The sequence below is a fragment of the Acinetobacter sp. HY1485 genome (genome assembly GCF_027568475.1).
Lineage (GTDB): Bacteria > Pseudomonadota > Gammaproteobacteria > Pseudomonadales > Moraxellaceae > Acinetobacter.
In genome coordinates, this window is record NZ_JANKZG010000001.1 from 1 (window position 1) to 25651 (window position 25651).

27 protein-coding genes and 2 pseudogenes are annotated in these 25651 nt (G+C 38.0%); 11 read left to right on the forward strand and 18 right to left on the reverse strand.

The features are described from left to right. The 3 genes and pseudogenes from PCI70_RS00005 to PCI70_RS00015 form a co-directional block, all read left to right on the forward strand. Positions 1–125: pseudogene (locus PCI70_RS00005) on the forward strand (OmpA family protein); the annotation flags it as partial. A 145-nt stretch (positions 126–270) separates the two neighbouring features. After that, complete coding sequence (gene lysM / locus PCI70_RS00010) at positions 271–747, forward strand: peptidoglycan-binding protein LysM (RefSeq protein ID WP_269913309.1); 477 nt, start codon at positions 271–273, stop codon at positions 745–747. A gap of 43 nt (positions 748–790) precedes the next feature. Next, positions 791–1609 (forward strand): alpha/beta fold hydrolase, encoded by an 819-nt coding sequence (locus PCI70_RS00015; RefSeq protein WP_269913310.1) that lies wholly within the window; start codon positions 791–793, stop codon positions 1607–1609. 54 nt (positions 1610–1663) lie between these two features. Here PCI70_RS00015 and PCI70_RS00020 read toward each other — a convergent pair whose 3' ends face one another. The 5 genes from PCI70_RS00020 to PCI70_RS00040 all read right to left on the reverse strand — a co-directional run bounded on the left by PCI70_RS00020 (position 1664) and on the right by PCI70_RS00040 (position 7057). Continuing rightward, positions 1664–1822 (reverse strand): hypothetical protein, encoded by a 159-nt coding sequence (locus PCI70_RS00020; RefSeq protein ID WP_269913311.1) that lies wholly within the window; start codon positions 1820–1822, stop codon positions 1664–1666. Positions 1823–1825: 3 nt separating this feature from the next. After that, entirely contained in the window at positions 1826–3022 is a 1197-nt protein-coding gene (locus PCI70_RS00025; protein WP_269913312.1) for an RtcB family protein, read from the reverse strand. 205 nt (positions 3023–3227) lie between these two features. Continuing rightward, positions 3228–4694: an amino acid permease gene (locus tag PCI70_RS00030; RefSeq protein WP_269913313.1), complete on the reverse strand. Its 1467-nt coding sequence runs from the start codon at positions 4692–4694 to the stop codon at positions 3228–3230. Then, the gene (locus PCI70_RS00035) at positions 4678–5679 is read right to left on the reverse strand and encodes a class I SAM-dependent methyltransferase (protein ID WP_269913314.1); all 1002 of its coding nucleotides are present in this window, start codon (positions 5677–5679) and stop codon (positions 4678–4680) included. Before PCI70_RS00035 ends, PCI70_RS00030 begins: the two co-directional genes overlap by 17 nt. Positions 5680–5710: 31 nt before the next feature. After that, positions 5711–7057 (reverse strand): nucleobase:cation symporter-2 family protein, encoded by a 1347-nt coding sequence (locus PCI70_RS00040; RefSeq protein ID WP_269913315.1) that lies wholly within the window; start codon positions 7055–7057, stop codon positions 5711–5713. A gap of 164 nt (positions 7058–7221) precedes the next feature. Between PCI70_RS00040 and typA the strand changes: the two genes are divergently transcribed. Together typA and mscL are read left to right on the forward strand one after the other, a co-directional pair. Continuing rightward, positions 7222–9060: a translational GTPase TypA gene (gene typA / locus PCI70_RS00045; RefSeq protein WP_269913316.1), complete on the forward strand. Its 1839-nt coding sequence runs from the start codon at positions 7222–7224 to the stop codon at positions 9058–9060. A 93-nt stretch (positions 9061–9153) separates the two neighbouring features. Further along, positions 9154–9582, forward strand: a complete 429-nt coding sequence (gene mscL / locus PCI70_RS00050) for a large conductance mechanosensitive channel protein MscL (protein WP_269913317.1) — start codon at positions 9154–9156, stop codon at positions 9580–9582. Between the two features lie 31 nt (positions 9583–9613). On the opposite strand, the gene PCI70_RS00055 is transcribed toward mscL, so the two are convergent. Together PCI70_RS00055 and mutM are read right to left on the reverse strand one after the other, a co-directional pair. After that, positions 9614–9904: a peptidylprolyl isomerase gene (locus tag PCI70_RS00055; protein WP_269913318.1), complete on the reverse strand. Its 291-nt coding sequence runs from the start codon at positions 9902–9904 to the stop codon at positions 9614–9616. Continuing rightward, complete coding sequence (gene mutM / locus PCI70_RS00060) at positions 9901–10722, reverse strand: bifunctional DNA-formamidopyrimidine glycosylase/DNA-(apurinic or apyrimidinic site) lyase (protein WP_269913319.1); 822 nt, start codon at positions 10720–10722, stop codon at positions 9901–9903. The genes PCI70_RS00055 and mutM overlap by 4 nt, the downstream gene beginning before the upstream one ends. A gap of 85 nt (positions 10723–10807) precedes the next feature. Here mutM and PCI70_RS00065 point away from each other — a divergent pair, with 85 nt between their 5' ends. Continuing rightward, the gene (locus tag PCI70_RS00065; protein ID WP_269913320.1) at positions 10808–12868 is read left to right on the forward strand and encodes a TonB-dependent receptor; all 2061 of its coding nucleotides are present in this window, start codon (positions 10808–10810) and stop codon (positions 12866–12868) included. A 13-nt stretch (positions 12869–12881) separates the two neighbouring features. Here PCI70_RS00065 and mdtD read toward each other — a convergent pair whose 3' ends face one another. Continuing rightward, positions 12882–14234: a multidrug transporter subunit MdtD gene (gene mdtD, locus PCI70_RS00070; RefSeq protein ID WP_269913321.1), complete on the reverse strand. Its 1353-nt coding sequence runs from the start codon at positions 14232–14234 to the stop codon at positions 12882–12884. Between the two features lie 11 nt (positions 14235–14245). Further along, a complete protein-coding gene (gene ygfZ, locus PCI70_RS00075) occupies positions 14246–14905 on the reverse strand; it encodes a CAF17-like 4Fe-4S cluster assembly/insertion protein YgfZ (protein WP_269913322.1) in 660 nt (219 codons plus the stop codon). Between the two features lie 404 nt (positions 14906–15309). Here ygfZ and PCI70_RS00080 point away from each other — a divergent pair, with 404 nt between their 5' ends. After that, positions 15310–15621: a DUF2939 domain-containing protein gene (locus PCI70_RS00080; RefSeq protein ID WP_269913323.1), complete on the forward strand. Its 312-nt coding sequence runs from the start codon at positions 15310–15312 to the stop codon at positions 15619–15621. Here the strand turns inward: PCI70_RS00080 and PCI70_RS00085 are convergent. Further along, positions 15609–15956 (reverse strand): VOC family protein, encoded by a 348-nt coding sequence (locus PCI70_RS00085; RefSeq protein WP_269913324.1) that lies wholly within the window; start codon positions 15954–15956, stop codon positions 15609–15611. The genes PCI70_RS00080 and PCI70_RS00085 overlap by 13 nt on opposite strands. A 35-nt stretch (positions 15957–15991) precedes the next feature. Next, positions 15992–16639, reverse strand: a complete 648-nt coding sequence (locus tag PCI70_RS00090; protein ID WP_269913325.1) for a helix-turn-helix transcriptional regulator — start codon at positions 16637–16639, stop codon at positions 15992–15994. 3 nt (positions 16640–16642) lie between these two features. Here PCI70_RS00090 and PCI70_RS00095 point away from each other — a divergent pair. Continuing rightward, positions 16643–17611, forward strand: a pseudogene (locus PCI70_RS00095) (DUF1176 domain-containing protein). Between the two features lie 3 nt (positions 17612–17614). Here PCI70_RS00095 and PCI70_RS00100 read toward each other — a convergent pair. Both PCI70_RS00100 and PCI70_RS00105 read right to left on the reverse strand, forming a co-directional pair. After that, entirely contained in the window at positions 17615–18544 is a 930-nt protein-coding gene (locus tag PCI70_RS00100) for a tRNA dihydrouridine synthase (RefSeq protein ID WP_269913326.1), read from the reverse strand. Positions 18545–18576: 32 nt separating this feature from the next. Continuing rightward, positions 18577–19383, reverse strand: a complete 807-nt coding sequence (locus tag PCI70_RS00105; RefSeq protein WP_269913327.1) for a cytochrome C assembly family protein — start codon at positions 19381–19383, stop codon at positions 18577–18579. 128 nt (positions 19384–19511) lie between these two features. Here PCI70_RS00105 and ffh point away from each other — a divergent pair, with 128 nt between their 5' ends. Further along, the gene (gene ffh, locus PCI70_RS00110; protein WP_269913328.1) at positions 19512–20909 is read left to right on the forward strand and encodes a signal recognition particle protein; all 1398 of its coding nucleotides are present in this window, start codon (positions 19512–19514) and stop codon (positions 20907–20909) included. Positions 20910–20935: 26 nt separating this feature from the next. Here ffh and PCI70_RS00115 read toward each other — a convergent pair whose 3' ends face one another. Continuing rightward, on the reverse strand, positions 20936–21517 hold the full coding sequence (locus tag PCI70_RS00115; protein WP_269913329.1) for a LysE family translocator: 582 nt from the start codon (positions 21515–21517) through the stop codon (positions 20936–20938). 274 nt (positions 21518–21791) lie between these two features. Between PCI70_RS00115 and PCI70_RS00120 the strand changes: the two genes are divergently transcribed. After that, complete coding sequence (locus tag PCI70_RS00120; protein WP_269913330.1) at positions 21792–22178, forward strand: tautomerase family protein; 387 nt, start codon at positions 21792–21794, stop codon at positions 22176–22178. Here the strand turns inward: PCI70_RS00120 and PCI70_RS00125 are convergent. Both PCI70_RS00125 and PCI70_RS00130 read right to left on the reverse strand, forming a co-directional pair. Next, entirely contained in the window at positions 22160–22879 is a 720-nt protein-coding gene (locus PCI70_RS00125) for a type III pantothenate kinase (RefSeq protein WP_269913331.1), read from the reverse strand. The two genes, PCI70_RS00120 and PCI70_RS00125, sit on opposite strands and share 19 nt — an antisense overlap. Then, complete coding sequence (locus PCI70_RS00130) at positions 22872–23606, reverse strand: biotin--[acetyl-CoA-carboxylase] ligase (RefSeq protein ID WP_269913332.1); 735 nt, start codon at positions 23604–23606, stop codon at positions 22872–22874. Before PCI70_RS00130 ends, PCI70_RS00125 begins: the two co-directional genes overlap by 8 nt. Positions 23607–23629: 23 nt before the next feature. On the opposite strand from PCI70_RS00130, the gene PCI70_RS00135 reads away from it, so the two are divergent. Beyond that, positions 23630–24418: a sulfite exporter TauE/SafE family protein gene (locus tag PCI70_RS00135; RefSeq protein ID WP_269913333.1), complete on the forward strand. Its 789-nt coding sequence runs from the start codon at positions 23630–23632 to the stop codon at positions 24416–24418. Here PCI70_RS00135 and PCI70_RS00140 read toward each other — a convergent pair. Beyond that, on the reverse strand, positions 24401–25012 hold the full coding sequence (locus PCI70_RS00140; protein WP_269913334.1) for a LysE family translocator: 612 nt from the start codon (positions 25010–25012) through the stop codon (positions 24401–24403). The two genes, PCI70_RS00135 and PCI70_RS00140, sit on opposite strands and share 18 nt — an antisense overlap. Next, entirely contained in the window at positions 25009–25590 is a 582-nt protein-coding gene (locus PCI70_RS00145) for an alpha/beta fold hydrolase (protein ID WP_269913335.1), read from the reverse strand. The genes PCI70_RS00140 and PCI70_RS00145 overlap by 4 nt, the downstream gene beginning before the upstream one ends. Between the last annotated feature and the right edge of the window lie 61 nt (positions 25591–25651).

The window sequence follows — 25651 nt, forward strand, 5'->3', positions numbered from 1 at the left end:
CACAAGGTTTTGCATGGGATCAACCGATTGCTGATAACAGCACAAAAGAAGGTCGTGCGATGAACCGTCGTGTATTTGCTACAATTACAGGTAGCCGTACAGTGCTTGCACAGCCAAACCAATAAGACAGATTAAAAAAAGATAGCATCCTAAGGGGTGCTATTTTTTTGCTTACATAATTTTACTTATTACGGCTCAAATGTAATCTTTTTCTTTGTTATATTAATTATAACTTATTATATTTTAAATAATTAATAACAGGAGTTGAATATGGGTCTTTTTGATTTTATTAAAGGTATTGGTAAAAAAAACGAAGCTAAACCAGCGCAACCTGCAGTAAATCCATCAGAACCAACTGCACAAGAAATTGCTAATCAGCTATTAGCACATATTCAAAGTTTGGGTATTCCTGTAGAAAGCCTTTCTGTATCTTATAACAGCACAACAGATACAGCAGTTGTAAAAGGTCAGGTACAAACTCAAGCAGATAAAGAAAAAATCGTAATTGCTGTAGGTAATATTGACCACGTTGCACAGGTAGATGATCAACTTACAGTAGCGCAACAAGAGCAGCAACAAGAACAGAGTCAATTTTATACCGTAAAATCTGGTGATACACTTTCAAAAATTTCAAAAGAAGTATATGGTGATTCAAACCAATATAATAAAATTTTTGAGGCAAATACGCCTATGCTGAAAGATGCAAATTCTATCTTTCCAGGACAGGTTCTACGTATTCCCCAATAAATTAAAAAGGACGCTTCAAGCGTCCTTTTTTAGGAATAAAAATATGTATTTTAAAACAAGTAAAGATGAGCAACTTTTTTATAAAGATTGGGGAGAGGGACAACCTATAGTTTTTTCTCATGGGTGGCCACTCTCAATTGATGCATTTGAAGACCAAATGCTCTTTTTAGCAAATCAAGGCTATCGAACTTTAGGGTTTGATCGGCGTGGGCATGGGCGTTCTGAGCAAACTTGGAATGGGCATTATATTGACCAATATGCCGAGGATTTACATCAATTTATTGAGCATTTAAATTTAGAGAATATTGTACTTGTCGGACATTCTACAGGTGGGGCAGTTGTTACACGCTATTTAAAAAAATATGGCTCGTCTAAAGTTGCCAAATTGGTACTTATTGCCTCCGTAACTCCGTTGATGATTGAGCGAGAAGATCATCCAAATGGTGTACCAAAAAAAGTATTTGATGATATGCGAGAGCAAGTTTTGGTAAATCGTGCAGATTTCTATCTTACGTTCTCTAAAAAGTTTTTTGGTTTTGATAAGTTACTGAATAAGACCTCAGAAGGGCTATGTCAGAGTTTTTATAATCAAGCGATGGCAGGTTCAATTAAAGCACAATACGAATGTATTGCGGCATTTTCAGAAACAGATTTGCGTGAAGATTTAAAAACAATAGGTGTGCCGGTCTTAGTACTTTATGGTGATGCAGATGAGATTGTGCCACCTGAGGTATGTAGTCAGGTTGCTGTAAATTTACTACCACAAGCACAAGAAGTCCGTATTGCGGGTGCACCACATGGTTTATGTTCTACGCATAAGGATGAGGTAAATCAAGCCTTGTTAAATTTTATTCGTGGTTAATAAAAAAAAACCTGACGGTTTCGTCAGGCTTTTTGCTCCTAAAGTATTCATGATTTAAATTCCTAGATGTTTAAGCATTTGCTTACTTTGTTTACGATCACGACGATGTTGTGCTTTCGGTTTTTCTGTTTCATGTATTCCACCTTTTTGCATAAGGGGTGAAAGCGCCACATGATTACGTGCCTTAACTTTTGGTAGTTTTTTAAGTTTCATAAATTATCCTTTAATACACATCACTTGTTTTAACGTATGAACAACTTCAATTAAATCAGTTTGATTACGCATCACCTCATCAATATCTTTATAAGCCGATGGAATTTCATCAACAACACCTTTGTCTTTACGGCATTCGATACCTTGCGTTTGTGCAATTAGGTCTTGTTGAGAGAATAAATTTTTAGCTTTACTACGGCTCATTTTACGTCCTGCTCCGTGTGAGCAAGAGCATAAAGAGTCAGGATTTCCTTTACCTTTGACAATAAAAGATTTAGCACCCATTGAACCGGGAATAATACCGTATTCATCTAAACCAGCACGAATGGCACCTTTACGTGTTACAAAGACGTCTTCGCCAAAATGGTGTTCTTTTTGTACGTAGTTATGATGACAATTGATTGCTTCTTTTGTCATTTGAAAACTAGGTAAAAGTGGACGAATAGCTTCTAAAATAAGTCGCATCATTTCACGACGGTTCTCGTAAGCGTATTCTTGTGCCCATTCTACGGCTTCTACATAATCATTAAAACTTTCAGAGCCTTGCGCAAAGTAAGACAAATCTTTATCGGGTACATGTCCAAAGCGGTGTTGTGCTTCTTTTTTGGCACGTTCAATAAAGTAGGTGCCAATCGCATTACCCAAACCACGGCTACCAGAATGTAACATAATCCAAACATCTTGATTCTCATCAAGGCAAAGTTCGATAAAGTGATTGCCACCGCCAAGCGTACCTAACTGTTTTGCCCATGTGATATCAAAATGACGAAGCATTCTTTTAAGACCGGGATGTTTCGTTATAATGACATTTAAGCGTTTTTCTAATGGTGTAAGCGTAGAAGCTTTAGCACGGATTTGTTTGTGCATTTCAAAGCCAACTGGCACTTTTCGTTCTATGGCATTGCGTAATGCACTTAAATTATCAGGTAGTTGACTTGATTTTAAACTTAAACGTAATGCGTTCATACCACAGCCAATATCAACGCCCACCGCAGCAGGAATAATGGCATTTTTAGTTGGAATGACACTGCCAACTGTTGCGCCTTTACCAACGTGTACGTCTGGCATTACTGCAATATGTGAGTGAATAAATTGTAACTGTGACATTTTATTCAGTTGCGTCATGCTGTCTGAATCAATGTCTGTGGTGTAAATTTTAACAGGTACACCACCATTATTTAGGGTGAGTTGTATGCTCATTTTGCTCTCTTTGGTTTAGTTTTTATTTTGTCCAAACAAAAAAAACCTAGCAAATGCTAGGTTTTGTAAGCATTCGGACACTGACACGTGTCCGTGAGCTGACATCGTGCCAAATTTAGATTGTATTTAATTGTAATGGCATGATGTCCTCCTTTAAGTCAAAATGGGTAAATTTTGACGCAGTTTAACGTGATTTTCTAAAAAATCAAGTTTTTTTGAGTGGTTGTACGTCCATTTTGTCGTATGGTACCAATTTTGTTTTGTGCTTAATCTTGTAAGTTAACCAAACAATTAAAAACACAGGGATGGTAATGTAAGTGGATAAAATTCCTTTCCAATCAATATGATCGCCTACAAATGCCTGATAGTTTTGACCTAACGTAATGACAAGGCAAAGTGCAAAAGCAAACAGTGGTCCAAATGGAAATAATTTAGCACGGTAAGATAAATCTTTAACTTGATAACCTTGTGCGACGTAGCCTTTACGGAAACGATAATGTGAAATTGCAATGCCTAGCCAAACAATAAATCCACACATACCTGACATATTGAGTAGCCAAAAATAAACTTCTTTTTCGCTGACAAAGTAGGTAAGTAAGCACAGTGCGGCAACAACTGTCGTGGCAATCAATGCATTCATTGGTACGCCACGTTTATTCAATTTAGCAAATGATTTTGGGGCACGTCCTTCTTTTGCCATGTTCCATAACATACGAGTTGATGAATACATGCCTGAGTTACCCGCAGATAACACTGCAGTTAAAATAACGGCATTCATTAAGCCTGCTGCAAATGCAAGTCCAGCTTTTTCATATAATAAGGTAAATGGAGAAAGTGCAACGTTATTGTCTGCTGCTGCTTGTAAAAGCATTGGGTCATCATAGGTAATCAGGGTACCAATAATGAAAATACACAGCACATAAAACAGTAAAATACGCCAAAAAATTTGTTTAATTGCCAATGGAATCGTTTTTTCTGGATTTTTAGATTCGCCTGCTGCAACGCCCACCATTTCTGTGCCCTGAAATGAGAATCCTGCAATCATGGCAACGCCAATCATGGCTTGTAGACCACCTGCAAAAGGGGCATCTTTATAGTGCCAATTATTTAACACTGCGCTTGGTTCTTGCATCATAATCTTTGCAATCATGAATAAGCCCAAACAAATAAAGATAACAATGGCGGTCACTTTGATGAGTGAAAATAAAAATTCACTTTCACCAAATCCCTTTACTGAGCAAGAGTTAATTGCAAAAATAATGGCAAGAAAAGCAGCACTCCAAATAACGCTTGGAATATCTGGAAACCAAAATTTCATAATAAACTGAACAGCAACAAGCTCAAATGCCACCGTAATTGCCCAGTTGTACCAGTAGTTCCAACCGAGTGCAAAACCAAAACCTTCTTCGACATATTTGGTGCCATAACTAAAAAAAGCACCTGATGTTGGATTATGTGTTGCAAGCTCACCTAAACTGGTCATCAAAAAGTAAATCATGATGCCAATGAGGGCATAGGCAAGTAACGCACCGCCCGGTCCTGCACTGGCAATGGTTGAACCAGAAGCCAAAAATAGCCCCGTACCAATACAACCGCCAATGGCAATCATATTAAGATGGCGAGCACCGAGCTCTCGTTGTAAATTCTTTTCTTCGCTATTTTGCGCAGGCATGTAGCACCTTAAAACCTTGTTGATCAGCTTTTACGGTACATTGACCGAATTGCTGTTCGATTAAACTTGAATAATTGAGAAAACGATTCGCGACAATCCACAATTCGCCTGATGTTTTTAAATGCGTTTTGGCTTGTTTGCATAGTGTTTCACTGACATCGTAATGTGTGTGAATACCTTGATGAAACGGTGGATTGCTAATGATAGCGTTTAAATTTTGGGGTGCATCTTGAATGCCTGTGACTGCACATAGTTTAAGTTGATGTGAAACTTGGTTTTGTGCAAACGTCAGCTCTGTAGATTTAAGTGCAAATGCATCTACATCAAGTGCATAAATGGTATTTTGTGAGTTAAGCTTTGCTAAATAGCAGCTAATAATGCCTGCACCACAACCAAAGTCGGCAAGTGTACCCGATTTTACTTGTGTAAGGTAAGGTAGAAGTACGGCTGTTCCAATATCTAAATGATTTTGACTAAAAACACCTGGTAAAGCACATACTGTAATATCTGATACGGTATAGGTTTTTACCCAATCTTGAAGTGGTTTAGGAGAAACAACCACATTTAAGCGTGTATGCCACATTTGGCAATGACGTGCACTATCAAGTTTCAGTGTTTTACCATAGCTTTGTAATTGTTTTGCTGCGCGTTCTATCCCCCCTTTTTTTTCACCGACCAAAAAAATGTCAGCTTGTTGAGGTAGATGACTTGCAACTTCGTATAGTACGTAAGCCAATAATTCTTTAGATTTTGGAACAAAAATCACTACTTGATCAAACTGATCTGAAGGAAATGCAGTATCAAAATATGATGTACCACCATTTTGCTGTTGCGCTTGATGGTCTGCGTAATTCCATGTCCAAATTGAGCCTTGAATAGATGTGCCTAATTCTGAGAGCAAAGTATCATGAGGTGCATTAATAAATAGTACACGCCCTTGAAGATGTTCTATTTGTCTTAAGACAACTTCGCTTCGTGGATCCATAGGGAGTTCTCTAAAAATTGAGGAATAGACTTTATTCGTTATTCTCTGGCAATACAATATTTAAAATGAGGGCAGTAATGCCACCTGTTGCCACGCCAGAGCCTAAAATATTACGAATGAGTTCGGGCATATGTTTTAAAAATTCGGGCACTTGAGCAATGCCTAAACCCAGTGCCAAAGAAATTGCAATAATAAGTAAAGCACGACGGTCTAGTTTTATGCTGGCTAAAATATTAATGCCCGATGCTGCTACAGCACCAAACATCACCATGACAGCACCGCCTAATACTGCTTGTGGAACAGCTTGAATAATACCTGCCACTTTAGGGAATAAGCCTAAAAGAATTAAAAGTCCTGCAATCCATATGCCAATATAACGACTTGCCACGCCTGTCAGTTGAATGACACCATTGTTTTGGGCAAATACTGAACTTGGAAATGTATTAAAAAGCCCTGCAAGTAATGAGTTTGCACCATTGACCAATACACCGCCTTTGATACGTTCCATCCATGTATCACCACTTACAGGTTGATGTGAGACCTTACTGGTTGCGGTAATATCGCCAATTGCTTCTAAAGAGGTGACTAAGTAAATAAAAGCAAAAGGAATAAACAACGACCAATCAAAAGACAGCCCAAAATGTAAAGGTGTTGGAATTTGAACCAATGGTGCTTGCTCAAATGCTTGGAAGTTAAGTTGACCTAAAATACCTGCCAAAATATAGCCAAACACTAAGGCAATCAAAAGTGATGCACTTTTAACCCAAATAATTTTAGAACGATTGAGCAAAATAATAAGAATTAATACAGAGCAAGATAGAATAAGGTGTTGCGTGTTTGCAAAACTACCATCTGCCATTGCTCCATATCCGCCACCCATGCTAATGAGCCCTTCTTTAATGAGCGTCAGTCCAATTAAAAGTACCACAATGCCTGTAACCAAGGGTGTAATGAGTTTTTTTACCCAAGGTAATATCCGTGATACGCCCATTTCAATAAATGCGCCTACCATCACCACACCAAAAATAGCACTCATAACGTGTTGATAAGGCGTACCATTGGCAATCATCATGCTACCAATGGCCATAATTGGTCCAATAAAGTTAAAGCTGGTGCCTTGAACAATAAGTAAACCTGCACCAAGTGCACCTACTTTTTTACATTGTAAGAAGGTCGCAATGCCCGATATGACCAATGACATGGATAAAATCATGGTTGTTTCGTGAATTGGTACATTTAATGCGCCACAAATGAGGATTCCTGGCGTTAATATTGGTACAATAATGGCAAGCAAGTGCTGTAAAGCAGCAAATAGGGCAACGCTTGCTTTCGGTCGATCATTAAGTGCAAGAACTAAATCGGATGATGTGTCTGACATAAAAGGATACGGATATTTGGCAGGGTGCTTGTATTCTAATCGACTTACATTGCTTTACAAATCTTTTTGTTTTTAAAAAAAGCAGACACTGAAGTCGGACTGACTACTCATTAGTCACTTTTTTCTATATAATCTGCCCTCAAATTTTAGGCGTATTGAATTTCATGTCATCAGATATTAAAAATCTCCGCAATATTGCAATTATTGCGCACGTCGACCATGGTAAAACAACTTTGGTTGATAAACTTCTTCAACAATCAGGTGCTTTAGGCGAACGTGCAGGCGAGATTGAGCGTGTCATGGACTCTAACGCGTTAGAGAGCGAGCGTGGTATTACCATTCTTGCAAAAAATACGGCAATTACATGGTTAGACAAACGTACTGATACCACTTACCGTATCAACATCGTGGACACCCCGGGACACGCCGACTTTGGTGGTGAAGTAGAACGTGTAATGTCGATGGTTGACTGCGTATTACTTCTTGTAGATTCTCAAGACGGTCCTATGCCACAAACACGTTTTGTAACGTCTAAAGCGTTTGCACGTGGTTTAAAACCAATTGTTGTTTTAAACAAAGTTGACCGTCCGGGCGCGCGTCCTGATTGGGTAATGGATCAAGTATTTGATTTATTTGATAACCTAGGTGCATCTGACGAACAGTTAGATTTCCCTGTTGTATATGCTTCTGGTTTAAATGGTATTGCAGGTCGTACGCCTGATGACCTAGCACCAGACATGACACCATTATTTGAAACAATCGTTGATATTGTTGAACCACCTAAAGTTGATGCTGAAGGTCCGTTCCAAATGCAAATTTCTTCACTTGACTATAATAGTTTTGTGGGCGTAATTGGTGTTGGTCGTATTCAGCGTGGTTCTGTGAAGTTAAATACGCCTGTAACAGTGATTGATAAAGAAGGTAAGACACGTAATGGTCGTATCTTAAAAATCATGGGTTACCACGGTTTAGAGCGTGTTGATGTTGAATCTGCGGGTGCAGGCGACATCGTATGTATCACAGGTATTGATGCATTAAACATTTCTGATACGATTTGTGATCCGAAAAATGTAGAAGCTTTACCGCCGTTATCTGTTGATGAACCAACAGTTTCGATGACATTCCAAGTAAACAACTCACCGTTTGCAGGTAAAGAAGGTAAGTTTGTAACTTCACGTAATATCCGTGAACGTTTAGACCGTGAACTTATTCATAACGTAGCGTTACGTGTTGAAGATACTGAAAGTCCAGACCGTTTCAAAGTATCGGGTCGTGGTGAGCTTCACTTATCTGTATTAATCGAAAACATGCGTCGTGAAGGCTTTGAGATGGGTGTATCTCGTCCAGAAGTAATCATGAAAGAAGTTGATGGTGAAATCCAAGAGCCGTATGAAAACGTAACATTTGATGTTGAAGAACAACATCAAGGTGCGATCATGGAGCAAATGGGTAACCGTAAAGGCGAAATGACAAACATGGAGCTTGACGGTAAAGGTCGTATGCGTATCGAAGCGACTGTTCCATCACGCGGTTTGATTGGTTTCCGTTCTGAATTCTTAACCATTACTTCTGGTTCAGGCATCATGACGTCAAGCTTCTCGCATTATGGTCCTGCGAAGCAAGGTGCTGTAGCGAAACGTCAAAACGGTGTGTTAATCTCTATGGTTAACGGTACATGTTTAGCGTTTGCTTTATTCACGTTACAAGACCGTGGTCGTTTATTTGCAGAGCCACAGCTTGAAGTGTATGAAGGTATGATCGTGGGTATTAACTCTCGTTCAGACGACATGACAGTAAACCCAACTAAAGCAAAACAGTTAACAAACATGCGTGCATCAGGTACTGATGAAGCATTAACGTTAACACCTGCAATTCGTATGACACTTGAACAAGCATTAGAGTTCATTGAAGATGACGAATTAGTTGAAGTAACACCGAAATCTATCCGTGTGCGTAAAAAATTCTTAACTGAAAATGAGCGTAAGCGTAACAAAGTTCGCTAAGTTCTTTTCAATAAAAAAGCTATCCTTGTGATAGCTTTTTTTTACTTAAATAAACTAGTATATTGATAAATAAATTACAAAAAGGAAATACCAATGAGTATTGTTAAAGAATTTAAAGAGTTTGCAATTAAAGGCAACATGATTGATCTAGCGGTGGGTGTGATCATTGGTGGCGCATTTAGTAAGATTGTCGATTCTTTAGTAAAAGACATCATCATGCCACTTATTACGCTAATTACAGGCGGTGGCGTTGATTTTACACAAAAGTTTGTTGTACTTGGTCAAAATCCAAATAACTTACAATCGCTTTCAGAATTACAAAAAGCAGGGATTAACGTCCTCACTTATGGTAATTTCTTAACCATCTTTATTAATTTTATTATTCTTGCGTGGGTCGTATTTTTAATGGTTAAAGTCATTAACCGAGTACGCCGTAAAGAAGAAGCAGCACCTGCACCTGCTAAAACACCTGAAGATATTGAGTTGTTACGTGAAATCCGTGATCAACTTAAAAACCGTTAAAATGAAAAAGGTCGCATGATGCGACCTTTTTTTAGCGTAATGATCCCATTCTAAACTTAACCTCAAGTAGGTGATAACCAAATTTGCTTTTAACTGGGCCTTGCAAGACTTTTTCAGGGGCAGAAAAAACAAGTTTATCAATTACAGGGACAAGTTGTCCTTTTTTAACTTCGCCTAATTCTCCACCACGATTTGCTGAATTACAAATAGAATGTTGCTTGGCAAGTTTTGCAAAATCTGCACCATTTTTAAGTTTTTGTTTAAGTGCTTCTGCTTGAGCAATATCTTTTACTAAGATATGACGGACGATAGCTGTACTCATGGTGTGACCTTTTTAAGTGGCTGACATTGTGGGCAAAATACGCTTGCACGTTGTCCAAGTTTTAGATTTTCAAGCGGAGTTTCGCAGTTAATACACATTTCGCCTGCACGTCCATAAGCAAGGAGCGTTTGCTGAAAATAGCCATTTTCCCCGTTTGCATTAGTATAGTCACGTAGTGTGGAGCCACCAAGTTCAATGGCTTGTTTTAAAATGCGTTTAATTTCAATGACCAGTTTTTTAAGAATAGATAGGTCTAAATCGCAGGCAGGCTGTGCAGGATGAATACCAAGGTTAAATAAACTTTCTGTTGCATAAATATTGCCTACACCTACCACCACATGGTTATCCATTAGGGCAACCTTAACGGCAACTTTTTTATTTTTAAGTTTTTGTTGTAAGTATTCTGCATTAAATGCATCAGTAAGTGGTTCAGGGCCAAGCGTATCTAATAGTTTTGTTTGCGTGGTTTCGTTTAACCACAAAATACAGCCAAAGCGTCTCGGGTCGTGATAGCGTAGTTCAAGCTCTGAAAATCCAAGAATAAAATGATCATGCTTTTTTAATGGTTCTGAAGGTTCGCAAATTCTAAAACTACCCGACATACCTAAATGCCAAAGCATCGTATCTTGGCTAAATTCTGCCAAAATATATTTAGAACGCCGTGTTAAAGCGTTAAGTGTTTGTCCTACTAAACGAGTGACATCTTCTGGAATTGCCCATCGTAAACTTGCATTATGGACATGAACGTTTTGAACCGTTTGACCAATCAAAGGTAACAAGCTTGTTTTGGTAGTTTCAACTTCTGGTAATTCAGGCATAAGCGTGCGAACAAGAAATAAAGATGATTATATCATGCGCTTTTTGCTGTTATTATGTGTGTTCTTGTAAGGGAATTATAATAAAATGCGTTTTCAACTTTTATTACTTAGCGTTTGTGTATGCCAAAGTTTGTATGCTGAAGAAACGGTATTACCTGTAATTACAGCAGAAGCAACTCATACCGATACGACTTATCAAAATACACCTGCTTCAATTTATCGTATTGATGCACCAAAACAACAAAATAATATTGGCGTTAACTTAACCGAAGTCGTGCAAGGTATTCCAAGTTTACAGCTCAACAATCGCCTAAACTACGCACAAGATTTACAGTTATCTATGCGTGGTTATGGTGCGCGTTCTACTTTTGGTGTGCGTGGTATTCGTATTTATGTTGATGGTATTCCTGCCACCATGCCTGATGGTCAAGGACAAACATCGAATATTGATTTGAACAGTTTAGATCATGTTGAAGTCCTGACAGGGCCATTCTCATCTTTATATGGTAATTCATCAGGTGGTGCAGTTTTAACTACTTCTAAAGAAGGTACAGGACGTGATTCAGTCACGGTGAATTATGGTGGTGGTAGTCATAATACGAACCATACAGGTATTGTGTTACAAGGTGGTGCAAAGAGCTCGAATGAGCCTACTTATGTAGTGAGCAGTTCTTATTTAAATAGTGATGGTTATCGTGATCATAGTAAAGCTGATAAAGTCTTAACTAATGCCAAATTAACATGGAATTTAGACGACGGCACAAAAATTAATTGGATTACAAATTACACTAAAATTAATGCTGATGATCCAATGGGTTTAACACGCGAGCAGTGGAAACAAAATCCACGTCAGGTTGTTGCAAGTGCTGATACGTTTAACACACGTAAAGAGTTAACCCAATTACAAACAGGGGCAACACTCACCAAGCCAATTAACGACCATAACGAAATTTATGCGATGGGTTATGTGGGTAGTCGTGATATTACGCAATATCAGTCTATTCCTGTCGCGGTACAAAAAAATCCAAAACATGCCGGCGGTGTCATTGATTTTAGCCGTACTTACTATGGTGCAGATTTCCGTTGGACGGGTAAAGAGCTTTTGCCTAATACCACACTCAGTGCTGGTGTTGCTTTAGATGCGATGGACGAAGACCGTAAAGGGTATGAAAACTTTAGTGGAAGCACGTTAGGGGTAAAAGGTAATTTACGCCGTAATGAAGAAAATACGCTGTGGAACATCGACCCATATTTACAAGCATCTTGGCAGTTTTTACCAACATGGCGTTTAGATACAGGTGTTCGTTATAGTAACGTGCATTACAAATCTAAAGATCATTACATTACAACAGGTAATGGGGATGATAGTGGTAAACAGACCTATGAAAAAGTTTTACCATCTGCTGCGTTAAGTTGGCAAATTATTCCGCAACTGACTGCCTATGCAAGCTATGCAAAAGGTTTTGAAACACCAACCTTTACTGAAATGGCATATCGTACAGATGGTCAAGGTGGTTTTAACTTCGAGCTTAATCCATCAACCAGTGATAACTATGAAGCAGGTTTAAAATCTGATAACCATTTAGGTAACTTTACGCTTGCTGTTTTTCAAAGTAAAACCAAAAATGATATTGTATCGGCAGGTACAAAAGATGGACGTGCAACTTATCGTAATGCAGATAAAACCTTGCGTGAAGGCGTAGAGTTTTCTTGGAATAAAAAGTTATGGCAAGACTTAGTTGCACAAGCAAGTTATAGCTACTTAGACGCAACTTTTGATGCCAATAGTGGTGATATTAAAAAGGGAACAAACATTCCCGGTATTGCTAAAAACCAAGCATTTGCACGTTTGGCATGGCAACCGAAAAATGGCGTGTACGGTGGTGTAGATGTACGTTATATGGATAGGCTGTATGTGAATGATGCCAATACAGATGCAGCACCAAGTTATACTGTAACTTCTGCAAATGTAGGTTATGCCTACACTTTACGTGATTGGTCATTTAATACGTATGCGCGTGTAGATAACTTATTTAACCGAAATTATATTGGTTCTGTCATTGTGAATGATGGAAATGGACGTTATTTCGAACCTGCAGATAAGCGTAATTGGAGCGCAGGTTTAAGTGTAACCAAGCAGTTTTAAACTAAGAGCGACCTCATAAGGTCGCTTTTTTTCTAAGTTGTGCAAAAATTAAACTTGAGCAAATGGTGAGAGCACCTAGACATAAGAACGTATAATGAAAAGCAGTCATTATTTGGTACTGATGGGTAAAATTATTAAGTACCGCACTTGCCATTGCTACACCCATACTCATCGCAAGTTGTTGTGTAACAGAAAGCAAACTGTTGCCACTGCCTGCATCTACTACGTCTAAATCTTTAATGGTAACAGTATTCATTGCTGTAAACTGAATGGAGTTTACCAATCCAAATAAAAAGAAATGAATAGCTTGCCACCACATAGGTGTATGCGTAGAAATAAGTGCAAAACTTGCAATACCTAATCCTACAAGTAATGTATTAACAACTAATACTTTTTTATATCCAAAGGCATGAATAAGACGACTAATAAAGCGTTTAATGAGCATTGCACCTAAAGCGAGTGGAATGATCATCAAACCTGCAACAGTTGGGTTAAAACCTAAAGCAACTTGTAGCATAAGTGGAATGATAAAAGGAATTGCCGCATTGCCTAAACGGGCAAACAGATTACCTAATAAACCCACACTAAAACTATTCACTTTAAAAATATGTGGTGAAAATAAAGGATCCTCTACACGGCTAGAGTGTAACCAGTAAGCAACACCTGACGACAAACCAAGAATAAAAATAAATAACATGATGGCTTGCGAATGCGTTTGATCTACTAAGTTATCAAGTACAAACAGTAAACTCACCATACTGATTGCAACAAATGTAAAGCCTGTAAAATCGAACGGTTTAAGCTGTTCTAGTTTTAAATCTGGCAAAATTTTGAGCGTGAAAAAAGCCCCAATCATACCAATCGGAACATTCATCAAGAAAATCCAATGCCAACTGGTATATTCAACTAATAATCCCCCTAAACTTGGACCAATGAGTGGGCCAATCAGCCCGGGAATACTTACAAAACTTAAAGCTGCCAAAAGTTGTGTTTTAGGCATTACTTTTAAAAGCGTTAAACGTCCAACGGGTTGTAGTAGAGCCCCGCCTATGCCTTGAAATACACGTGCAATAATGAGTTGTGTTAAATTTTGGGACAGTGCACAACCAATTGACGCAACACTAAATAGAACAATCGCAAAAAAGTAAGTTTTTCGAAGACCATATTTGTCTGCAATCCAACCACTTGCGGGAATAGTAACAGCCATTGCAAGCACATATGCCACAATAACAGACTGCATATTCAGCGGGTTTTCATGCAGACTTTTGGCAATATTAGGTAATGCAGTATTGATAATCGTGCTGTCGAGTTGTTGCATAAAAAAGCCCATTGCAACAAGCCATAAAATAGAACGATATTCCTGCATTGTATTTCCTTTTATTTTGGACGCCCAACCTCTTCATTGAGTGGTGTAGGGAGTTCGATCATGTTTTGTAATGCATCAGGTTTAGCGACAACAAGTGCATAGTCTTTAACAGCATTTACGATCGCAACATTCTCAGGTACAGGTGTGTTAACAAGGTGCAACCAACTTTTTGGTTTTGCTTTAAACCATAAACGTGCCACAATTTCTTGACCCAAGTAACAGCCTTTGTCGTAATGTACACCGTGACGCTGGTGTAAACGTAATTCTTGTGGCTGAAAAACATGTGCCGTGTTTGCGGTAATCCATGCTTGTCCATGCAAAATTGCTTGTTGTTCCCAGGCTTGTATATCTGTGGGTTGTGTATCAAACACGGTGGTTGTATCTTGAAGCGTTGGGTAAACCTGAGTAGCTTCGGTTAAACTAATTTTAGAAAACGCACCATATTTTTTAACATGTTTTTCAAAGTTTTCGCTTTGGTCTTGTGTAACCACAATCTCAAAATGTTCTGCAGAATGACGAGTTAGCCATAGACCAAACTCAATCCGTCCTTTTAAATCGCAAATAGCAGTATATTGAGAGGTAGTTACACGCTCTACATGAACAGTCACTTGCCCTTGTAAAAACTTTTGTACGTCTAAACCTGCAAATTGATAACGAATAAATGCCAACATAAATCATCTCAGTGTGTTTTCATTTATTGTGGCGGATTTTTTTGTTTTTAGGAAGTTTTCTAAGCATAGTGAGTGTTGCAAAAATTCATGCAAGAATAGATTTTGAAATCCTTTAAAAAGTATCTTCCTTTTTTCTATAGAAATCGAAATTATGCAATGTTTTATTACGTTGTCCATATAAGGAACTTTGTAAACTAAGATGTACCTTTTAATACTCAAAATGCGATTCTTGTTTTGGTAGCATTTTGGGTTGAAGCGAAAAACTTAACTTGAATGTTTAAGCTTATCGTAATCAAGTTTTGTGGGCATAGGATATTGCATGAAAAACGTCCATCAATTCGAGAGACTTACTTACTAAAAAAAGTACCGACTGTCTTTTTGAAAAAACACGCAAGAGATTATTTATGCAAAAAACTCGCAGAGGCTTAATCATTCTTATTTTATTAGGTATAGGAGCTTGGTTTGCTTCACCTTATTGGGTGCTATATCAAATTCATAACGCCGTAGAGCAGCGTGATTATCAAAAACTACTGACATATGTTGATTTAAAACAAGCAAAAATTAATCCATTGATGTTTATAGGAAAACATCACGATGGAAAAGACCAAGCTCACTATATGGGTTTAAATACATTTATGGTAACAACACATCAATTACCTGTGACATTTATTTTAACGCGCGATGGTTGGAGTTGGAAAATTACTCAGATTGAGTAGACACGTACTCGAATGCCATCGCAATCTTGTAAAGTAAATGTGTAACCAAATACCTGAGTAGGTGTTTGTAATACGATAAATTGTGATTGCCATGCTTTAAATAGCTCATCTACTTGATTTGTATTATCCACCTTTAATGCAAATTCGCTATTTGCACCTTCAAAATTGACAACAGGTTGTACTTGATTGGCTTGCCAAAAAGCCAGTTTAACGCCATTTACAAGCAATAAACAAAAAGTGGTTTGTTGTTCTAAAATTTGGGCATTAAGTAGCTCTGCGTAAAACATAGCAGAATTTATTGGATTTTGAACATAAAATACGGTCATCGGTTGCATGGCAATCTCCTTTAAAAACCGCAGTATAAAAGCGACTACTGACAATTTCTGACAGTAGTTTGCCATTGTTTTAAAAGTTCTGATTTCGGATCGTGAAATTGGCTATTAAGTACAGTGAGATGAGCAATCCGATCTAATCTAAAATGCCGAAAATCTTGTTTTTGTATACACCAACCCACTAACACGGCATTTTTTTCAAAATATCCAATAGTAATAGGGCAAATCATACGTGTGGAGTTTTCGTTTTTAAGGCTTAGATATTCAATCAATATTTCTTTTTTATGGCGAATGGCCTGTCTGATACTGTGCAAATCTACATTGTGCTGTGCATACATAATAGGACCCACACGTAAAGAGGTGGTAGGTGTATTGGTTACAGCCTTAATTTTATGTAATGCGTTTTGTGCGGACTTAGTTAAGTCAGGATCATTGAGTTTTTGTACCCATTGAATGCCAAGCATCACAGCTTCTAACTCATTTGCTGTAAATTTAAGTGGTGCAAGCACTAAATCTTGTCGTAAAACATAACCTGTACCTGCCTCACCTAAAATATCTGCACCCTGACTTTGTAGCTCGGCAATGTCGCGATATAGTGTACGTAAACTAATACCCAATGCTGTGGCTAAAGTCTGCCCTGTAATGGCTGTGGTTTGTTTTCTAAGTAACCGTTGTGTTCGAGACATATAATGAAAAAAATTCTATTGTTATTAAGCTGTTTAACTACAAGTGCATTTGCCCAATATTTTGAGCATAAAGATTGGGAAGTTGCATGTGATAATACACGAACTTGCCGTGTAGCAGGTTATTCTAAGGAAGAAGATGATTTGCGTATGTCTGTTTTGTTTACACGGCTTGCAGGACAAAACCAAGCTTTAACAGCTAAAATTACACTATCAGATATTGATGAAAATAATACTGATCGAGCTGTTTTGTTAATTGATGGTAAGCCATTGCGAACACTAAATTTTTCTAAAACAAGTAATCTTTCTTTAACAAGTGCAGAGACACAACAAGTTTTAGAGGCGATTAAAAGTACAGGTAAAGTACAACTAACTACCAATAAATAAATAGCAACCTTATCAAATGAGGGTGCAAATGCGGTACTACTTAAAATGGATGATGTACAAGGGCATGTAGGTACAACATCGGCAATCATCAAAAAAGGCAATAAAACGCAAGTCTTTCCTGCACTACCTGTACCTATTATAAAAAGCCAGCCTGTTAATACTTATGTGAAAAATATTAAAATAGATAAAAAAATATTTTTAAAAGATGCAATTACAGAAAAATTAAAAGATGAATGTATGGCGGATAGCTATGAACCTACGGTTGAAGCGATTTTAAATCAAGATAAATTATTAGTCAGTGCACGCTGTTTGGAAGGGGCTTATAACTTTTCTAACGCTTATTGGATAATCAATAAGCAAAAGCCATATCAACCTAAACTTATCAATACACAAGCCGATGGCTTATCTAATAATCAACTAAACTCTGATCAGAAGGGTAGAGGTGTAGGCGATTGCTGGTCACATGATACTTGGACGTGGGATGGGAAAAACTTTGTACACACAGCAAGTTGGGATACAGGTATGTGTCGTGCTATTCATGCAGGCGGTACATGGCAGCTCCCAACCATTGTGACAAAAGTAAAATAGCTGCTAGGTTTGCTGTAGTTTTTGGACAATTTCATCTAACGACTTAATGCGTTTGACGTCATTCCATACTTCTTTGGCTTGGGGGTATGCTTTGGTCATCATGCCTAACCATTGCTTGTAACGCCCCACCATATTAAGTTCTTTTTTACAGTTTCCATTTAAAAAACGGATTTGTAAATCTACGAGTTCTTGCCAAGAAATTAATGCCGTATCAGCATTTTCACGAATACATAATGTGAGGTCGGGTGTAGTGACTGCACCACGTCCAAGCATTAAATCATCACAGCCTGATTGTTCTTGGCAACGTTTAGCATGCTGATTATTCCAAATTTCCCCATTGGCAATAATATTGATATTGAGTGCATCTCGAATCGGTTTAATTTTTTCCCAATAGGCAGGTGGCGTATAACCATCTGCTTTCGTACGTGCATGTACAGTCAGCCAATTTGCGCCTGCATCTTCAATGGCATGGGCATTTTCTAACGTATGATTTTCATCTAAATAGCCTAAGCGTATTTTAGCTGATACAGGAATATGGCACGGCACAGCATCACGTACAGCTTTTACAATTTCATGAATGGTTTCTGGCTCATCAAGTAATACAGAACCACCACGGTGTTTATTCACTGTTTTTGCAGGACACCCAAAGTTTAAATCTATAGCAGGTGCGCCAAGCTCTACAGCTCTTACAGCATTTTGTGCTAAGCGACTTGGGTTATTTCCTAAAAACTGCACATGAACAGGTGTGCCTGATGCAGTTTTGCCTTCATTTTTAAGTTCGGGGCAGTAGTTATAATAAACATGATCGGGGAGTAAACTGTCTGTAACGCGAATAAACTCGGTGACACACCAATCAAAACTGCCTGTAGATGTTAAAACATCACGCATAACAGGGTCGGTTAAGCCTTCCATTGGTGCAAGTACCAGTTTCATTGTTTACTCTAATGGGAAAAACAGCGTTTATACTAGCGTCCTAAAATCATTTCAAGTACAAATTTACTGCCAATAAAGCCAACGGCTAAAAATAAAAAACCTGCAATAGTAAAACGAATGGCTTTTTGTCCACGCCAACCAAATCTAAAATGTCCAATTAATAGCGAACCGTACACAAACCAAGAAATGATACTAAACACGGTTTTATGAGCAAGATGTTGTTGTAAAAAGCTGTCTACGACGCAAAAACCAATACCCAGTGCCGCCGTAAGCATAATAAAGCCGGTTAACAGCATGTCAAACAGTAAAGATTCCATAACTTGAAGTGGTGGAAGTAAATTAACCCACAAGCGTTTTTGTTTATTTTTCAGTTCTTGGTTTTGAAACCACATCATCACGGCTTGAATTGTTGCCATGAGCAATACAGCGTATGCAGAAAGTGATAAGATAATATGAACATCTAACCCCAATGAATGTGCGACACTGTATTGGTTAGGTTGGCTAAATGCAAAACCTAAAATGAGTCCTGTTGCTGCAACAGGTGTGCCCAATAAATTGAGGGCAGACACAGGGCGATATGTGCTATACAACACGCTTAAACCAAGCATTAAACCAGAGGTAAACGAAACAAGGTTGAAAACGTCATAATTGACGCCATTTGCTGTAAGCATATCATTATGTAAAACATAACCATGTAACAGCAAACCAATGGTTAAGATGATGCCAATAAACCAACGGTTCGGTTCTTTTTTAGACACTAAATGTATAAAAGAGTACCAAAAACCTGTGGTATAAGCGATTAAAGCGAGTATCGTGTACACCAGTGGAAGACTAATCATGTCAAACCTTTGTTGGAATAATGAATATTCATGCTATGCGATATCAAGTATCCTATAGCATTTCATGCATAAATTTTCTATTTTAAGAAAGATTTTTTTGCAACAGACCATTTTAAGCGGAATTTGCAATGTTTGATACCTTAACAGAACGACTCACGCAGAGTTTAAAAAATGTTACTGGCTCAGGACAACTGACCGAAGACAATATTAAGGACACCCTACGCGAAGTGCGTATGGCACTTTTAGAGGCTGATGTTGCCTTACCTGTAACGCGCGAATTTATTGCGAAAGTTAAGGAGCAGGCATTAGGTCAGGAAGTTTTAACCCAACTTTCGCCGGGTCAGGCATTTGTGAAAATTGTTCACGATGAATTGACCAAAATGATGGGTGAAGAAAACCAAACCCTAGACCTTGCAGCAAAACCGCCTGTTGTGGTGCTTTTAGCAGGTTTACAAGGGGCGGGTAAAACCACTACAGCAGCTAAACTTGCACGCTTTTTAAATGAGCGTCAAAAGAAAAAAGTCATGACGGTTTCTGCCGATGTGTACCGTCCTGCTGCAATTAAACAGTTAGAAACAGTATCAGGTGAAGTTGGTGCGGAATTTATTCCATCTGAAGCAACAGAAAAACCAATTGATATTGTAAACCGTGCCATCGAACAAGCAAAAATTAAATTTGCTGATGTATTGATTGTGGATACGGCAGGTCGTTTACATGTAGACGACAACATGATGGACGAAATTAAAGCGTTACATCAGGCGGTTAAGCCAACAGAAACCTTGTTTGTGGTTGATGCCATGACAGGTCAAGATGCGGCAAATACAGCCAAAGCATTTAATGATGCGTTACCACTTACGGGTGTTATTCTTACCAAAACTGATGGTGATGCACGTGGTGGTGCGGCACTTTCCGTACGTGCCATTACAGGCAAGCCAATTAAATTCTTGGGTATGGGTGAAAAGTTAGATGCTTTAGAACCTTTCCATCCAGAACGTGTGGCACAACGTATCTTAGGCATGGGTGATGTTTTATCACTTGTGGAAGAAGTCGAGCGTAAAATCGACAAAGAAAAAGCCGAAAAAATGGCGAAAAAATTGCAAAAAGGCGGCAGCTTCAACTTTGAAGATATGTTGATGCAATTTGAGCAAATGAATAAAATGGGCGGAATGATGGGCTTCTTAGATAAGTTGCCTGGCATGAGTAACGCAGGTTTACAGCAAGCACTTGAACAGGCAAAACCTGAAAAACAAGTGAAAAAAATGGAAGCGATTATTCAGTCGATGACCATTAAAGAACGCCGTAATCCCGAGTTGATGAACCCAAGCCGTAAAAAGCGTATTGCCAATGGGTGTGGTATGGATGTTGCTGAGGTAAATAAACTGATCAAACAACATTCTCAAATGGCAAAAATGATGAAAAAATTTGCTAATCCAGCAGGCATGAGCAAAATGATGCGTTCATTAAGTGGTTTACAAAAGCAATTTGGTGGGGGCAACATGGGACCATTGTTTGGTGATAAAAAATAATTAAAAAGGTGCGTAAGCACCTTTTTTTACGCCTCAAATAAACCTAGGCGAACTCCTAGCCCAATAAAAATACTGCCACCTAGCCATTTAAAAGCCCGGTTGGAAGTTTTAACTTTTTTGCAAATTGTATGCGCTAAAAATACGCAACAGACATCGGCTGACGTGAAAGCTAAATTGACGATAAAGCCAAGTAATAAAAACTGTAGCCAAATTGTACCTTGTGTATCAATGAATTGCGGTAAAAAAGACACATAAAACAAAGCTGTTTTAGGGTTAAGTACTTCAACTAAAATGCTTTCTGTAAAAGTTTTTTGAGATGTCGTTTGTGTTGTCGTGTTTGGCGTAAACCACATTTTTAAACCTAACCAAATGAGCCAACACGCACCTAAAATTTTAATGGTGCTATATAAAGCAGGAATAAGCTTAAAGACAATGGTTAAACCAAATGCAGCAAGTGCAATATGTACATATCCGCCTAAGTGAATGCGAAACGTTGCCATTAAACCTGCTTTTTTACCTTTTGTAAGGGATTGATTTGCGGTGTACAGCATGGCAGGGCCGGGCAAGTAAGCAAAAATAAGTGTTGTTATTAAAAAAGTAGTGAGCATCAGTCTTCTGCATTCGGCTTTTACAAAAGAATAGAATAAAAAATAAGCACTTTAAGAATAAAATAAAAAGGAAATATGATGAACAGTTTTGTATTTAAAGCAAATATTATTATATGTAAACATGAGTCTCTGAGTTTTAAATGACTTGAACATTTTTTAATAGTAAGCGATAAAACTAGACATTTACGACAATACAAAATTTGCTTGCGTTAAGCACCTGTATTTACTGAATAATCAATGTATAGTTGTTTTATATATAAAGTTGAAAATCAATATGTCCCAAATTAAAATTTACGCACAACAATACACCATTCAAACGTATCGCCAATTACTTTCTGATGCTATTCATCATGCTTTAGTCAGTGCTTTACAGTATCCTAAAGATAAACGTTTTCAGCGTTTTATTGCCTTAGATTCAGAAGATTTTATTTACCCTCAAGACCGTACAGAAAACTATACAATTATTGAGATTTCGATGTTTGAGGGGCGTTCTACTGATGCGAAAAAGCAATTGATTATGCAGTTATTTAAAAACATTGAAGCAATTGGAATTGCACCGCATAGCGTAGAAATTACGATTTTTGAAACCCCAAAAGAAAATTGGGGTATTCGAGGACAGCATGCGCCAGATTTAGCGTTAAACTATAAAGTAAATGTATAGCGTTTTAAACCTTTTAGAAGTAAGTCAGGTTCTACAATAGGCTGATAATCACGTAAATGTTGTGCAAATAATGGTGCATCTCCACCTGTTAAAATAAGTGGCTGCGGTGTTTGTTGAAGTATCTTTTCGATAACACTGACTAACCCAAGTAAAATACCATGATGCACACAATCAAGCGTATTTGTACCGGGGGTGAGTTCTAAAAAAGCAGCATCAGGAATTTGAATACCTTTGGTATTTTGAATAAGCGCATCTCGTTGTAAGTACAAATTAGGTAAAATATAGCCACCTAAATGTTTTCGGTTTTCAATTAGGTCAATCGTTAGCGCTGTACCACAGCCCACCACACACGCCGTATTATGTTCTACGGCAAGCATTTGCAACCAACGATCAACTCCAAGTTGTGTTGGGTCTTGATAGCCACAGCGCAATCCTGCAAATTCTTGATGAACTTTGGCAAAGGTAATGGGAATACCTAACAAACTGAGTGTATTTTGCATACGTTTATTGTTTGTTGGGTCTAAAACTGAAGATATACCAATACAATCGAGCTCTTGTGCTTTTAAATGATGTATTAAGCCAAGCAATAAATCTGCAGGAGACTGTAGATGTAGTTCTGCCATATGCTCTACAATCTGCTGATCTTGTGTGATCCAATACTTTAGGCGGGTATTACCCACATCTAGCCATAAATTACGCATGACGTAAACGCCCTTGGTAATACGTTTGAACACCTAATGCTGTTTGTAATAGCACTGCACCGTCATCTTGAATACCCAAAAATGTACCTTGTACGGTGGTTTGGTTGGTTTCAAATAATACCTGTTCATTTTTATACATGGCAATATGGTTAAAACGTTGTGCCAAATTTTGACTACCATGTTCAAACCATTGTCCTGCTTGTTGTATGGCTTGATAAACCTCTGCGATCAACTCTATTTTAGATACATCTAATAAGCCAAGTTGCGAAAGCGAAGTGACTGCTTGATCAAGCTGTTGTAGTTCTGCACGAGGTAATACATTAATGCCGACACCAACGACAACTTGATGAGGTGAAATCGGCTCAATTAAGATGCCACCCCATTTGCCTTGTTTGCTATATAAGTCATTTGCCCATTTTACATATAAATCTTTAAAGTGGGCTAAACTTGGCATATGAATAAGGTTGAGCGCTACTTCTAAGCTTAAACGTCCGTCAATTGGGCGTATTGTATTTATGATAGTGCTGAGGTAAATATTCCCTTGTGGAGATTGCCATGTACGGTCATGTTGACCACGTCCTTTAGTTTGTATTTCACTACAAACTAAAGCAGTTTGCGTTCCTTGAGAAATAAGTGCTTTTACATCATCATTGGTTGAACCTGTGGTTGGTTTTAAAAGTACAACTTCAGGTACGTCCGGTAGCAGTTGTTGTAATTGTTGATCCATTTTGAATAAGTTAAGGAAATAACGTGGAGTTAATCATATATTTAGGGATTGGTGCAATTGCAGGATTTACAGCAGGTTTATTTGGTGTAGGTGGTGGATTGATTATTGTACCGATCTTATATGTGGTATTTACCCAACAAGGTTACGATGCCTCAGTGATTATGCAAATGGCATTAGGAACTTCACTTGCTACTATTGCAATTACATCAATTGGTTCAATTATGGCACATCATAAAAAAGGTGCAGTACTTTGGCAGGTTGTTCGCAACATTACACCGGGATTATTATTAGGGTCATTTTTGGGTGCAGGCATTGCACATTTGTTGCCAAGTCAGATTTTACAATTACTTATTGGATTTTTTGCCATTGTTATTGCTTATCGTATGTTTAGTGGAGCAAATAAACTTGTAGATAAATCTCAGCAGTTGCCTAATAAATTTGCCCAAGCAGGTGCAGGCGTAGGGATTGGGGTTGCATCGGCTATTTTTGGCATAGGCGGAGGTTCTTTAACAGTTCCCTACTTAAATAAATACGGTGTTGTTATGCAAAAAGCAGTTGCCACTTCGGCAGCATGTGGTTTTCCTATTGCAGTATCGGGCGCTATTGGTTTTATGTTTTTTAGTAATATATACATTCCGCATGCGATTGGATACGTCCATATTTATGCATTTTTAGGTATTAGTATCATGAGTTTTATAACAGCAAAATTTGGTGCTAAAGTTGCGCATACATTATCACCTGCCATGCTAAAAAAATGTTTTAGCGGATTATTATGTGTAATTGGCTATTATTTTTTATACAAGAGCTATTAATTCGCGAATAGGTGAAATAACCGAAATGACTAACAGCACTGCCATGGCTTGATTAAACCATTTTATTTTTTTAGGGTTTTTAGTAAAACGTTGAAATGATTCGCCAATATATGCCCAAATACCCACACTTGGAATACTCACAACACCATAAATAAATCCAATCCAAAGAAACAACCCAATAGAGCTTTGTGCCGAAGTATATGCCGTTACTGCACCCATAATCATAATCCATGCTTTAGGGTTAACCCACTGAAATAATGCCGCACCTAAAAAACTAAGGGGTTTGCTTTGGTTTGATTGTGTATTGATGCTGTCTGAATGATAAATTTGATATGCCAAATACAATAGGTAAGCAATTCCTAAGACTTTTATGCCTGTGAATAACATTGGAGAAGTACTGAGTAAAGTGCCTAAGCCAAGTCCAACTAAAATCACCATCAGCCCAAAACCAAAGCCAATGCCTAAAATATGTGGAATACTGCGTTTGAAACCAAAGGTAATGCCTGACGATGCCAACATAATGTTGTTAGGTCCGGGTGTCACGGAGGTCACAAAACAATAAATGATAAAAGAAAATAAAGTGATAAGGCTCATAAAAAACTCTGAACAAAAGGGGCAACAACGCTAGCTTGACTACAGGCAAATTGATGGTCGCCGTTATCAATAACATGAAGTTGTGCGTTTGGTATCGTACGTTGCAAGTATTGTCCGACACTTATAGGGCTAATCGTGTCTGCACTCCCCCAAAGGAGTAATGTTGGGCATTGAATTTGAGTTATATCTAAATGGATTTGAGCAGTTGAAAACCAATCGGGTACATAGTTTTGATGATGATAATCCGCTCGCCAATCGGCAACATCAAAAGGCGTAAGGTCTATACCACCTGATGTGGCAACTAGAACTAGTTTTTTAACTAAATGTGGCTTTTTGAGTGCTGCCAATACTGCAAAAATACCACCCATCGACTGTGCGATAATCCCACACTCTTGAGTAACCTGATCAAGTACATAATTTGTTAAATCTTGAAAGTTTTGAACATCAGGATGATCTGCACAACCATGAAAACTTGGATAAGCAATAATACGGTGCGGTGCATTTAAATTGAGGTTTTGAATAAGCGGGTGCCAAAATTGGGTATTACCTGATGCACCGGGAAAAAACAAATATTCCATTATTTGATCTAATCATTGGTTTTGTTGGAATTTTATACTAAAAAATAACGACAGTTGTCTA

Bases quoted from the DNA above. Each gene is read 5' to 3' on its own strand.
- ygfZ (WP_269913322.1), bottom strand. From the start codon at position 14,905: ATGTTGGCATTTATTCGTTATCAATTTGCAGGTTTAGACGTACAAAAG.
- PCI70_RS00125 (WP_269913331.1), bottom strand. From the start codon at position 22,879: ATGCGTAATTTATGGCTAGATGTGGGTAATACCCGCCTAAAGTATTGG.
- PCI70_RS00140 (WP_269913334.1), bottom strand. From the start codon at position 25,012: ATGAGCCTTATCACTTTATTTTCTTTTATCATTTATTGTTTTGTGACC.
- PCI70_RS00015 (WP_269913310.1), top strand. From the start codon at position 791: ATGTATTTTAAAACAAGTAAAGATGAGCAACTTTTTTATAAAGATTGG.
- PCI70_RS00130 (WP_269913332.1), bottom strand. From the start codon at position 23,606: ATGGATCAACAATTACAACAACTGCTACCGGACGTACCTGAAGTTGTA.
- typA (WP_269913316.1), top strand. From the start codon at position 7,222: ATGTCATCAGATATTAAAAATCTCCGCAATATTGCAATTATTGCGCAC.
- PCI70_RS00080 (WP_269913323.1), top strand. From the start codon at position 15,310: ATGCAAAAAACTCGCAGAGGCTTAATCATTCTTATTTTATTAGGTATA.
- PCI70_RS00100 (WP_269913326.1), bottom strand. From the start codon at position 18,544: ATGAAACTGGTACTTGCACCAATGGAAGGCTTAACCGACCCTGTTATG.
- PCI70_RS00115 (WP_269913329.1), bottom strand. From the start codon at position 21,517: ATGCTCACTACTTTTTTAATAACAACACTTATTTTTGCTTACTTGCCC.
- ffh (WP_269913328.1), top strand. From the start codon at position 19,512: ATGTTTGATACCTTAACAGAACGACTCACGCAGAGTTTAAAAAATGTT.
- PCI70_RS00025 (WP_269913312.1), bottom strand. From the start codon at position 3,022: ATGAGCATACAACTCACCCTAAATAATGGTGGTGTACCTGTTAAAATT.
- mdtD (WP_269913321.1), bottom strand. From the start codon at position 14,234: ATGCAGGAATATCGTTCTATTTTATGGCTTGTTGCAATGGGCTTTTTT.
- PCI70_RS00040 (WP_269913315.1), bottom strand. From the start codon at position 7,057: ATGTCAGACACATCATCCGATTTAGTTCTTGCACTTAATGATCGACCG.
- PCI70_RS00145 (WP_269913335.1), bottom strand. From the start codon at position 25,590: ATGGAATATTTGTTTTTTCCCGGTGCATCAGGTAATACCCAATTTTGG.
- mutM (WP_269913319.1), bottom strand. From the start codon at position 10,722: ATGCCTGAATTACCAGAAGTTGAAACTACCAAAACAAGCTTGTTACCT.
- PCI70_RS00105 (WP_269913327.1), bottom strand. From the start codon at position 19,383: ATGATTAGTCTTCCACTGGTGTACACGATACTCGCTTTAATCGCTTAT.
- mscL (WP_269913317.1), top strand. From the start codon at position 9,154: ATGAGTATTGTTAAAGAATTTAAAGAGTTTGCAATTAAAGGCAACATG.
- lysM (WP_269913309.1), top strand. From the start codon at position 271: ATGGGTCTTTTTGATTTTATTAAAGGTATTGGTAAAAAAAACGAAGCT.
- PCI70_RS00065 (WP_269913320.1), top strand. From the start codon at position 10,808: ATGCGTTTTCAACTTTTATTACTTAGCGTTTGTGTATGCCAAAGTTTG.
- PCI70_RS00120 (WP_269913330.1), top strand. From the start codon at position 21,792: ATGTCCCAAATTAAAATTTACGCACAACAATACACCATTCAAACGTAT.
- PCI70_RS00035 (WP_269913314.1), bottom strand. From the start codon at position 5,679: ATGGATCCACGAAGCGAAGTTGTCTTAAGACAAATAGAACATCTTCAA.
- PCI70_RS00055 (WP_269913318.1), bottom strand. From the start codon at position 9,904: ATGAGTACAGCTATCGTCCGTCATATCTTAGTAAAAGATATTGCTCAA.
- PCI70_RS00090 (WP_269913325.1), bottom strand. From the start codon at position 16,639: ATGTCTCGAACACAACGGTTACTTAGAAAACAAACCACAGCCATTACA.
- PCI70_RS00085 (WP_269913324.1), bottom strand. From the start codon at position 15,956: ATGCAACCGATGACCGTATTTTATGTTCAAAATCCAATAAATTCTGCT.
- PCI70_RS00030 (WP_269913313.1), bottom strand. From the start codon at position 4,694: ATGCCTGCGCAAAATAGCGAAGAAAAGAATTTACAACGAGAGCTCGGT.
- PCI70_RS00020 (WP_269913311.1), bottom strand. From the start codon at position 1,822: ATGAAACTTAAAAAACTACCAAAAGTTAAGGCACGTAATCATGTGGCG.